The sequence below is a fragment of the Mesorhizobium sp. M7A.F.Ca.MR.362.00.0.0 genome (assembly GCF_004023175.1).
In the GTDB taxonomy this organism is placed as follows: domain Bacteria; phylum Pseudomonadota; class Alphaproteobacteria; order Rhizobiales; family Rhizobiaceae; genus Mesorhizobium.
Window position 1 is genome coordinate 2,642 of sequence record NZ_RZTF01000078.1, and the last position, 9,383, is coordinate 12,024.

Here is a 9,383-nt window from a genome sequence, read left to right on the forward strand (position 1 = left end):
GCTCGGCAAGCCGCAGATACTCGGCACGCGCCTCTTCTTCCGTCGTCTCTTCGTCGGCGAAGGTACGTCCGGCTGCTTCCAGGTCACGATTGACCTGCGCCCAGATGTTGTTGAACTCGGCGTCGACGAGCTTCGACGGCGCCTCGAACGAATAAGCCGCGTCGAGCTGGTCGAGCAGCTGGCGCTTGACCTTCTGGCGCGTCATGGCGCCGAACTGGTTCTCGATCTGGCCGCGTACGACGTCGCGCAGGCGCTCCAGCGACTCCAGGCCGAGGTTCTTGGCGGTCTCGTCGTTGATTTCCAGCGCGCCGGGCTGGGACACTTCCTTGACGGTGACGTCGAAGGTCGCTTCCTTGCCGGCAAGATGCGCGGCCTGGTAGTTCTCCGGGAAAGTCACGGTGACCTGCTTTTCGTCACCGGCCTTGGCGCCGACCAGCTGATCCTCGAAGCCGGGGATGAATTCCTTCGAACCCAACACCAGCGGCTGATCGGTGCCCGCGCCGCCATTGAAGGCTTCGCCGTCGATCTTGCCGACATAGTCGATGGTGACGCGGTCGCCATTGGCGGCCTTGCCGGTCTTCGGCTCGTAGCTGCGCGCCGATTCGGCAACACGCTGGACCTGCTCGTCGATCTCGGCATCAGGCACGTCGAACACCTGGCGTGTCACCTTGATGTCGGAAAAGTCCTTGATCTCGATCGCCGGGATGATCTCGTAGTTGAGGCGGAATTCGAAGTCGGCGCCGCCGGCCAGGATCTTCTCGGCTTCCTTCTCGTCCTCGGTCATGATGACTTCGGGCTGCATGGCAGCCTTTTCACCACGCCCGGTAATGATCGAACGGGTCGAATCGTTGAGGATTTCGTTGACCACTTCGGCCATGAACGACTTGCCGTAGACCTTGCGCAGGTGTTGTACCGGCACCTTGCCCGGGCGGAAGCCGTTGATGCGGACCTTGTTGCGGGCATCCGAAAGCCGCGCCATCAGCTTGGCTTCCATGTCACCGGCCGGCACGGTGATCTTGATCTCTCGCTTGAGACCGGAGTTGAGCGTTTCGGTGACCTGCATCGTAAAACCTTTGTTTTCACCAATGAGACTGCCACGGCCTCTGCCGTTCACAGCCTGCCGGTATATTCTTGCCGGGAATGGCTTTTGGTACGGAACCTGGCGATTTGACCGAAAACCCGGCTCAAACTCTCCCAAACTGCGTTCCAAAATGTGAATAAGTTCTTGTTTTTCCTACTTCTTATCACATTCTGCAGAAGCGGATCGTCGCGTCCCGTCACATTTGACACGCCTTTTGTCACAGGCGAGGCCAATTTTCAACAGTCTTCGCATCCCGGCGAATAACCAGCATTTGGACCTGACCACATCTTGTCCCTGACCTCTACATCTTGTCTCCGACATTGACAGAATGATGGCCACATGGGATTGCCGGTCCATGCGGATGTGGCGGAACTGGTAGACGCCCTGGATTTAGGTTCTGCGGGTAAATTGTCCCGTAACCGGGCCAAATCGAAACACTCAACAATCTCAACACGATAGGGCTCGCCGACAGGCGGGCCTTCAATTGTCCCGTAAACGCACCGGATTTTGGTGCCTCAAATCATCCGAGGCACCGAAACAGGCCATCTGTGCCCGAACTTGTGCCCAACCAAGGAGAAACCGTGCAATGAAACCCCGTGCTCTGCTGTCAGCCGGAAGGGTCTGGTTCCCTGTAGTGGACCTCAACCCGTTCGCCGTTCGTCCGGACGAAAGCTCTCTTCAAAGCGCCGTGTCGCGCTGGGTTACGAAGAACGTTCCTGCCTCCGACGTGGCCCTAAAGCGTGTCCGCGCCCGCTCCCCACAACCGAATCGTCCCGGAACGCGTCGCCCTCTCGTGAGGTGCGTGGCCCTGGAGAGCGTACCCGTAGTCAAAATGTACCTCGCCCACCGCCAAGCCGGGGGCACATTCATAGCCCGCTGGGCCGCCCTCCCAGACAGCACCGCAGCACAAGGAACCGCATGATCAACATGATGGAAATTCAAGCCGATCAGGAAGGCCGTATGGCCTCCCTCGGCATCGAGCGTTTCAGGCGCAATGCGCTGGAAGCTCGGGAGGAAGGGCAAGCCACGCGCTCCCACTCCATGCAACAAGTCCTTGACGTGATGATCGACCCAACCGCCTCGGCGATCCTGAAGTTCAGGCACGAGGCCGAATCAGGTCGAGCCGGTCGCCGGCATAGCGCCGTCCGCTTCTTCACCGGGATCGAAGCCGATGTCCTCGCCTTCATCGCCGCCAAGCTCGTCCTCGACGGCTACGCCCAAGAGACCAACCTGACCAACCTTGCCATCCGCATCGGCTCCACGGTCGAGCTGGAGAAGCGCATCGCCAAGTTCACCGAGGAGAACAAGGGCTACATGAAGACCGTGCAGGCCGACCTCTCTGGCCGGACGGACCACTTCGAGCACAAGCGGCGCGTGTACATGCACCTACTGCGCGAGAAGGGCGACGAGTGGGAGAGCTGGTCGAAGCGCGAGCAACTGCTGACGGGGCTCAAGCTGGTCGAACTGATGTCGGCCTCCACCGGCCTGTTCGTCACCGACACCCGCCGACAGGGCAAGAAGACCATCACGGTTCTGGAGCCGACCCAACGCTTCCGGGACTGGGTGGCGACCCTCGACATGCAGTTCGAGATTATGTCCCCCGAGTACCTCCCCTGCGTGGTCCCTCCGAAGGACTGGACGGGGCTGACGGGTGGCGGCTATCACACCACCGCGTTCCCCTACCCGCTCCAGCTCGTCAAGACGCGAGCCAAGGCCCACAAGAAGGCCCTCCAGAACGCCGATCTGTCCCGCGTGATGTCCTCGGTCAATTCCATCCAGAGGACGCCATGGGCTATCGAGACGAGGACCCTTGAGGTTCTCAAGGCGCTGCTGGGGACCGGCAACGAGGTGGCCGGCCTGCCTCCCATGACGGATGACCCGGTACCGACCAAGCCGGTCGACATCGACACCAACGAGGCGGCCCGCAACCTGTGGAAACGGGCGGCTGTCCAAGTCCACAAACGGAACCGCTCGCTGTTCTCGCGGCGGATGCTGGCCCTCAAGACGCTGAAGATCGCGGAGGAGTACGCCCAGTACCCCGAGCTGTACTTCCCTCATCAGCTCGACTTCCGGGGCCGCATCTACTCCGTACCCCAGGTCCTCAACCCGCAGGGGTCGGACGTGGCAAAGGGGCTGCTGGTGTTCGCCGAGGGCGATCCGATCCACACCAACGAGGCTCGGGATTGGTTCCTCGTCCACGGCGCGAACTCCTACGGGATCGACAAGGTGGACTTCGATGAGCGCAAGGCGTGGGTGAAGGACAACCTCCAGAACATCCTTCAAGCCGCCAAGGACCCACTCGACTGCCTGTGGTGGGCCGAAGCGGACAGCCCCTTCGTGTTCCTGACGTGGTGCTTCGAGTTTGCCGAGTTCCACGCGGACCCGGTTAACTTCAAGTCTCGCGTCCCGATTGCGATGGACGGCTCCTGCAACGGGCTCCAGCACTACTCGGCCATGCTCCGCGATCCTGTCGGGGGCAAGGCGGTCAATCTGGTGCCCAGCGACAAGCCGCAGGACATTTACGCCGAGGTGGCGAAGGTGGTGAACGAAACGCTCTACCGGACGGCGATGCAGGAGCACCTCCCACACGCCTACTATGCCACCAAAGAAGACCGGGAGGAGTGGGCTCTCGCCGACACTTGGGGGGCCTTCGGGATCGACCGGAGCATCACCAAGCGTCCCGTCATGGTCCTGCCCTACGGAGGCACCCTGTCGTCCTGCCAGAAGTACGTCTTGGAGGCGACCTCTAAGAAGCTCGCGGCTGGCGTTCGGGACCCCTTTGGGGACGCCCTGTTCTCCTCCTGCAACTGGCTGGGGTCGGTCGTCTGGTCCTCTATCGGGCAAGTTGTGGTGGCCGCAAGGCTCGCCATGGGCTGGCTCCAGGACGTGACGCGGAAAATCTCCGCCGAAGGTCCAATCCAATGGACAACCCCGAGCGGCTTCGTGGTCGTTCAGGCTTACCCGCAGATCAAAGCCGAGAGGATCAACACGGCCCTTCTCGGTTCAAGGTTCGTGCCCCAGTTCCATGAGGAGGTCCCGAACACCATTGACCGCCGCCGGCAGGCCAACGGGATCGCGCCCAACTTTGTCCATGCCCTCGACGCCGCAGCTTTGACCCTGACGGTCATTCTGGCGGCTGCACGGGGCCTGACCAAGTTCGCCATGATCCACGACAGCTACGGGACCACGGCGGCTAAGACGCCGGCGCTGGCTAAGGCCCTCCGGGAAAGCTTCGTCAATATGTACTCTGGCGAGAATGTCCTTGAGGTCTTCGCCCGAGAAGTCGTGCCCGAACACCTGAAGCAGGACACCCCTGCCGTGCCCATGGTTGGTGGTCTCGATTTGTCCGAAACCCTCAACAGCAAATACTTCTTCGCCTAGATTGTCCCGCAACCGGGCCAATTCCGACACACTTCAGGATCATGTTTTCCGTCACATGGAGTTATTCATGCAGAAACCCAACATCGTAATCCGCTACGGCGCTGCTCACGACGACATCACCGTCGATGGGCACACCTTCGTCCGCCACCAACTGACCGGCAAGGAGAAGCACTTCCTCCGAAACGTCGTCATCGACAGCCTCGTGAAGTGCGGCTTCGTGCGGAGGTCCAAATGATCGATATGGACCGCATCAACAACGTTGACGCCGCCACGGTCGCGGCCACGACACTTCAGATCATCGACCGCGTTCAGGACGATAAGAAGGAGATGCAAGTAGTGGCCTTGGCCGCCGCCTTCTCCGTCTTCTGTCGCCGGCACCGCGTCGATCCTTCGGAGGTCTTCCGTGCAGCCTCGAACGTCCTCGCCTCGAAATTTCGGGAGAACCCGGCGTTCGTCGCTCTGGACATGTACGTGGAGAATGAACTGTGAGCCACGCCCTTCCCAAGCCTCCGGTGTTCGAGATGGTGGGGCTAATGGTCCTTGTCCTTCTCGCCGCCCTGGCACTCCACAGGCAGAACCCCAACACGCCCTTCGTCAACGAATGCACGACATGGGTGAGCGGCCTTTACCTCCCGTGCAGCTACGTCACCCCGACCGACTACCCGCAGGAGTGGGTGGATCGCGGCCAAGACGTTTGACCATATCGTCCCGTAACCGGGCCAATCGAGGAAAACATGACAGTCACTCCCTTTCAGATTTACGGCCAGACCATCGCGCCGAACCCTAACGCTCGCAGCCGCTCCCGCACCCCACTGATCTCCAAGAAGTTTGGCAACCGGGCCACCCGGCGCAAGCTCATGGCGCTCGCTCGGAAGGAAGGGTTCAAGGCATGAACCTCTACCTCCAGAACGCCATCATGCACTGGAAGCGCGGCATGACGCTTCCGGTCGACCTCGCCTTCAAGCTCGCGGACCTCGGCTACGACGTGCCCGCCCTTGAAGCCCGCTACTCCCGCTAACACCCCTCATTAGGAGCCACGAATGGCAAAAGAAAAGAACCCCGATAAGGTCCGCGTATCGACCCCGCGCGTCACCCTGAAGTACCCGAAGCTGGATCGCGTCGACTACGGTTCGGAGAAGTACCCGGACAAGGACGGCAGCTACAACACCCGGTTCATCGCCGACCGCGCCGACCCGAAGGTCTCGGCCATGCTCGCCAAGATCGACGCCGTGATGGAACGCTCCAAGGCTCTGGCCGAGGAGAAGCTCGCCAAGATGGACATCAAGGCCCGCAAGAAGATTGAAGCCAAGACCGGCGGCATCGTCGCTGATGAGGCTTACTCGATTGTCTACGACGAGGACACCGAGGAAGACACCGGCAAGATCGACATGAAGGTCAAGATGAAGGCCAAGGGCGTCTATGGCCCGCGCCACCCCCGGAAGGGCGAGACCTGGACAGCCAAGCCGGACCTGTTCGACGGCAAGGGCAAGCCCATGAAGAAGGGCATCCAGATTTGGGGCGGCTCCGTGGCCATCCTGAACTTCGACCTTGAGCCCTACTTCGTGGACGGCTCGGGCTCCTACGGCGTCTCTCGTCGCCTGAACGCGGTCTAGATCATCGAACTGGTCTCGGGCGGCCAGCGAGCGGCTTCGTCCTACGGCTTCGAGGCCGAGGAAGACGGCTTCGACGCGAACGATGTCGACACCGACGACGAAGACGATAACGACGACGACAGCGGTTCGGATGGCTCGTCGGACGACGACGACACCGACTTCTGATACCCGGCGCAGGGCTCTCCTGCACGGTTACCGCTCGGGACTGGAAGAACGTATCGCTGCGGAGCTGGCCGCGAAGGGCATCCATGTCGTGTTTGAGGGCCTCAAGGTCTTCTACACGCCGCCCGTCAAGACCCGCTCCTACACGAACGACTTCCCGCTCCCGAATGGCATCTTAGTCGAGACCAAGGGCCGGTTTGTCACAGAGGACCGGCAGAAACACAAAGCCATCAAGGCTGAACACCCGGACCTCGACGTTCGGTTCGTGTTCTCGAACTCCAAAACCAAGCTCTCGAAGGGGTCTAAGACCACCTACGCGAAATGGTGCGACGACTACGGCTTCCTGTGGGCCGACAAGTCGATCCCGGACGCATGGCTCAACGAGCCTCCCTGTCCGCGCCGTCTGGCGGCACTCGAACGAGCATCCAAGAAACCCAAGGCGTGACGGTGGGGGCTTCGGCCCCTGCCTCCTATACGCATCCTAGAAAGGAAATTGGAAATGAACCTTGCCCAGCGCAAGTACGCCATCGAGCGCGTCAAGCAGATCGAAGCCGCAAAGCTGGCCGCCCTGACTGTCGCCCACACCCGAGAGGCGAAGACGCTCTCTAGGGAACAGCAGCTCGACCTAATCATAGCTCGAAAAGTCAAGCTGAAGACCACCCTCACGGAACTCCCCACCTACGCCAGCGAAGCCTTCGATTTCTCGAAGTTCATGTGGCACCGCGCCCTCATTACCGAGACCTACAACCCGGCCGCCAACAAGGTGAAAGCTGACGCTGCCCGCGTCCGCGATCAGATCATGCTCGGCGATGCCGAAGCTGCCCTCGCCCTCCTCGCAGATTTCTCGGAGAACAACTCGTGAGCTTTAAGACCCGTAACGGCCAGCCGATGAAGACGCTGGTCCTCAACCACCTCCGCAAGCACGGCAACCTCTCGCCCATCGAAGCCTCGGCCATGTGGGCCTGCCGCGATCTGCCGAAGCGTATCTCGGAGCTGCGCAAGGAAGGGCACCCGATCACGGTCGAGTACAAGCAGGACGACATGGGGCAGCGGTACGCTCGCTACACCTACGACGCCGCCTCCGTCCGTCAGGCCCAGCAGTTCCAAAACAAGGCGTTCGCGTGAGCCGGGAATACGAGAGCCGGGATTGGACCGGACGTGATCCTGACAGCAAGTACCCGAGCGTCACCGAACTGATCGACAAGTACCTCCCCCGCCACACACGGGAGGAGGTTGTCGCCATGTCGATGGCCTACGAGGATCGCATCCGCGACCTCATGTACCGCATCCATGAGTACCACCTCCGCTGCGACGCCATGTCGAAGCACATGCACTCCATGGAGGAGGAGTACTACCAGCATACCCGCATCCCGATCAGCCTCGGAGCCTTCAAGGCCGACGCCTTCGTGGACATCGCCTCCCCTGATATGGCGAAGACCTACCAAGTGACTTGGCGGCCTGACACCTACCGCGCCCAGCTCCGACTGGCCTACCGGCCTGTCAGCAAAGACGAGCACCCGCACCTGTTCGAGGCGACCATGCGTCAGTTCGAGCAGGAAATCACGCGCACCCTCATCCCCAAGCTCCGGCACGAGTTCGCCAAGCTCTACGCCACCGAAAACTACCGCTAACGGAGACAGCAAACATGAACATCATCGCCACCATCCGCACCTTCCTCGGCCTCGTTCCGTCCACCGAGAAGGCTATCGCCGGCTTCACCAAGGCCGCCGCCCATCTCGACTTCGTGGCTGATTATGAGGCCGCCGTGATCACCGCTCACGCGGAAAAGATCACCTCGCTTCAGGCCCGCATCGACGGAATTGCCAAAGCCCGCCTCGACGCCTTCGCCCGCCGCGACCGAGCCAAGACCATCGCCTCCCGCGTCAACGCCATCGTCGCCTAATGGGTCTGATTGGCTGAAGACAGTGAGTTCCTGCATCACGAGCCGTGCCCCGAGTGCGGCTCATCTGATGCCCTAGGACGATACACAGACGGGCACGGGCATTGCTTCTCGTGCGGACACTACGAGCCCGGTGACGGGCAACCCCAAGAACGAAAGGAACGCACCCGAGTGGAGGGATTGATCCCCTCCGGCTCCCCGCAGGCGCTCGTCAAGCGCGGCATCAGCGAGGAAACATGCCGGAAGTGGGGCTACACGACAGGCGAGTTCAAAGGCCAAACGGTCCAGATCGCCACCTACCGGGATACTTCAGGGACCCCAGTGTTCCAGAAGGTCCGTTTCAAGAACAAGGACTTCCTCGCCCTCGGCGACAAAAAGGCCGCGGGCCTCTACGGGCAGCACCTTTGGCGCGACGGTGGTAAGCGCATCGTCGTGACGGAAGGCGAAATCGACGCCCTGTCGGTCTCCCAAGTCCAAGGCAATAAGTGGCCGGTCGTCTCCCTCCCCAACGGAGCGGACGGCGCAGTCAAGGCCATCTCCAAGGCCCTACCGTACCTCCTCGGCTTTGACGAAATCGTCCTCATGTTCGACCACGACGAGGCCCACCACCGGCCCAACGGTGAGGTCTTCTACCCCGGACAAGAGGCGGCTCAAGCGTGTGCCATGCTGTTCCCGGCTGGCCGCTGCAAGATCGCTCGGATCGACGGCCATAAGGACGCCAACGATGCCCTGAAGGCTGGCGACGGCGCGAAGATCGTGGATGCCATCTTCGGCGCTCGCGCCTTTAGACCGGACGGAATCGTCACCATCGCGGACGTGAAGGCTAAGGCCCTCATCCCGACCGAGATGGGCCTGCCGTGGTTCGGCAAGGAGTTGAACTACCAGCTCTACGGTCGTCGCCTCGGTGAGATTATAGCCATTGGCGCCGGCACTGGCGTCGGCAAGACCGAGTTCCTCGCCAAGCAGATTTACTACGACCTCACCACGCTCAACGAGCCGGTGTGCGTCTTCCTGCTTGAGCAGCAGCCTCACGATACCGTCAAGCGCATCGCCAGCACCCACGCAGGCAAACAGTTCCACGTCCCCAACAGGGAAGGCGAGGAGCCGCGCTGGACCGCCGCAGAGCTGGCCGACGCAATCGGCGAAATAGAGGACCGCAAGCTGTTCATGTACGACAGCTTCGGGGCCACCGACTGGGACGTGATCAAGTCCACGATCCGATACCTGGCCCACTCCGAAGGCGTCC

General features: G+C 61.4%; 12 protein-coding genes and 1 pseudogene (1 of these 13 cut by a window edge). 12 read left to right on the forward strand and 1 reads right to left on the reverse strand.

Going from position 1 to position 9,383, the window contains the following annotated elements; all coding sequences use genetic code 11:
* A protein-coding gene (gene tig / locus EOC06_RS12925) for a trigger factor (RefSeq protein ID WP_128307932.1) crosses the window boundary here: on the reverse strand, positions 1-1,063 show its 5' portion. The gene continues 269 nt to the left of window position 1, outside the view; the window shows 1,063 of its 1,332 coding nt (coding positions 1-1,063); the start codon lies at positions 1,061-1,063; its stop codon lies off the left edge, out of view.
* Between the two features lie 936 nt (positions 1,064-1,999).
* On the opposite strand from tig, the gene EOC06_RS12930 reads away from it, so the two are divergent.
* The 12 genes and pseudogenes from EOC06_RS12930 to EOC06_RS42420 form a co-directional block, all read left to right on the forward strand.
* Positions 2,000-4,462: a DNA-directed RNA polymerase gene (locus EOC06_RS12930; RefSeq protein ID WP_128307933.1), complete on the forward strand. Its 2,463-nt coding sequence runs from the start codon at positions 2,000-2,002 to the stop codon at positions 4,460-4,462.
* Positions 4,463-4,529: 67 nt separating this feature from the next.
* Positions 4,530-4,697 carry a hypothetical protein gene (locus EOC06_RS40120; RefSeq protein ID WP_164898560.1) on the forward strand — a complete coding sequence of 56 codons (168 nt, stop codon included), beginning with the start codon at positions 4,530-4,532 and terminating at the stop codon, positions 4,695-4,697.
* Complete coding sequence (locus tag EOC06_RS12935) at positions 4,694-4,951, forward strand: hypothetical protein (RefSeq protein WP_128307934.1); 258 nt, start codon at positions 4,694-4,696, stop codon at positions 4,949-4,951. Before EOC06_RS40120 ends, EOC06_RS12935 begins: the two co-directional genes overlap by 4 nt.
* Positions 4,952-4,995: 44 nt before the next feature.
* Entirely contained in the window at positions 4,996-5,160 is a 165-nt protein-coding gene (locus tag EOC06_RS40125; RefSeq protein ID WP_164898561.1) for a hypothetical protein, read from the forward strand.
* Between the two features lie 191 nt (positions 5,161-5,351).
* On the forward strand, positions 5,352-5,480 hold the full coding sequence (locus EOC06_RS44810; protein ID WP_281062072.1) for a hypothetical protein: 129 nt from the start codon (positions 5,352-5,354) through the stop codon (positions 5,478-5,480).
* 22 nt (positions 5,481-5,502) lie between these two features.
* Positions 5,503-6,075, forward strand: a complete 573-nt coding sequence (locus EOC06_RS12940; protein ID WP_128307935.1) for a hypothetical protein — start codon at positions 5,503-5,505, stop codon at positions 6,073-6,075.
* 130 nt (positions 6,076-6,205) lie between these two features.
* Positions 6,206-6,682, forward strand: coding sequence for an endodeoxyribonuclease (locus tag EOC06_RS12945; protein ID WP_128307951.1), 477 nt, complete (start codon positions 6,206-6,208; stop codon positions 6,680-6,682).
* Positions 6,683-6,736: 54 nt separating this feature from the next.
* Positions 6,737-7,099 carry a hypothetical protein gene (locus EOC06_RS12950; protein ID WP_128307936.1) on the forward strand — a complete coding sequence of 121 codons (363 nt, stop codon included), beginning with the start codon at positions 6,737-6,739 and terminating at the stop codon, positions 7,097-7,099.
* Positions 7,096-7,362: a helix-turn-helix domain-containing protein gene (locus EOC06_RS12955; RefSeq protein WP_128307937.1), complete on the forward strand. Its 267-nt coding sequence runs from the start codon at positions 7,096-7,098 to the stop codon at positions 7,360-7,362. The genes EOC06_RS12950 and EOC06_RS12955 overlap by 4 nt, the downstream gene beginning before the upstream one ends.
* On the forward strand, positions 7,359-7,868 hold the full coding sequence (locus EOC06_RS12960; protein WP_128307938.1) for a hypothetical protein: 510 nt from the start codon (positions 7,359-7,361) through the stop codon (positions 7,866-7,868). Before EOC06_RS12955 ends, EOC06_RS12960 begins: the two co-directional genes overlap by 4 nt.
* Positions 7,869-7,882: 14 nt before the next feature.
* Positions 7,883-8,140, forward strand: a complete 258-nt coding sequence (locus tag EOC06_RS12965) for a hypothetical protein (RefSeq protein ID WP_128307939.1) — start codon at positions 7,883-7,885, stop codon at positions 8,138-8,140.
* A 168-nt stretch (positions 8,141-8,308) separates the two neighbouring features.
* Positions 8,309-9,383: pseudogene (locus tag EOC06_RS42420) on the forward strand (toprim domain-containing protein); the annotation flags it as partial.

What these genes read in the sequence shown, in the direction of transcription:
- EOC06_RS12935 (WP_128307934.1), top strand. Translation starts at nt 4,694, where the DNA reads ATGATCGATATGGACCGCATCAACAACGTTGACGCCGCCACGGTCGCG.
- EOC06_RS44810 (WP_281062072.1), top strand. Translation starts at nt 5,352, where the DNA reads ATGAACCTCTACCTCCAGAACGCCATCATGCACTGGAAGCGCGGCATG.
- EOC06_RS12965 (WP_128307939.1), top strand. Translation starts at nt 7,883, where the DNA reads ATGAACATCATCGCCACCATCCGCACCTTCCTCGGCCTCGTTCCGTCC.
- EOC06_RS12950 (WP_128307936.1), top strand. Translation starts at nt 6,737, where the DNA reads ATGAACCTTGCCCAGCGCAAGTACGCCATCGAGCGCGTCAAGCAGATC.
- EOC06_RS40125 (WP_164898561.1), top strand. Translation starts at nt 4,996, where the DNA reads ATGGTCCTTGTCCTTCTCGCCGCCCTGGCACTCCACAGGCAGAACCCC.
- EOC06_RS12940 (WP_128307935.1), top strand. Translation starts at nt 5,503, where the DNA reads ATGGCAAAAGAAAAGAACCCCGATAAGGTCCGCGTATCGACCCCGCGC.
- EOC06_RS12930 (WP_128307933.1), top strand. Translation starts at nt 2,000, where the DNA reads ATGATCAACATGATGGAAATTCAAGCCGATCAGGAAGGCCGTATGGCC.
- EOC06_RS40120 (WP_164898560.1), top strand. Translation starts at nt 4,530, where the DNA reads ATGCAGAAACCCAACATCGTAATCCGCTACGGCGCTGCTCACGACGAC.
- EOC06_RS12945 (WP_128307951.1), top strand. Translation starts at nt 6,206, where the DNA reads ATGGCTCGTCGGACGACGACGACACCGACTTCTGATACCCGGCGCAGG.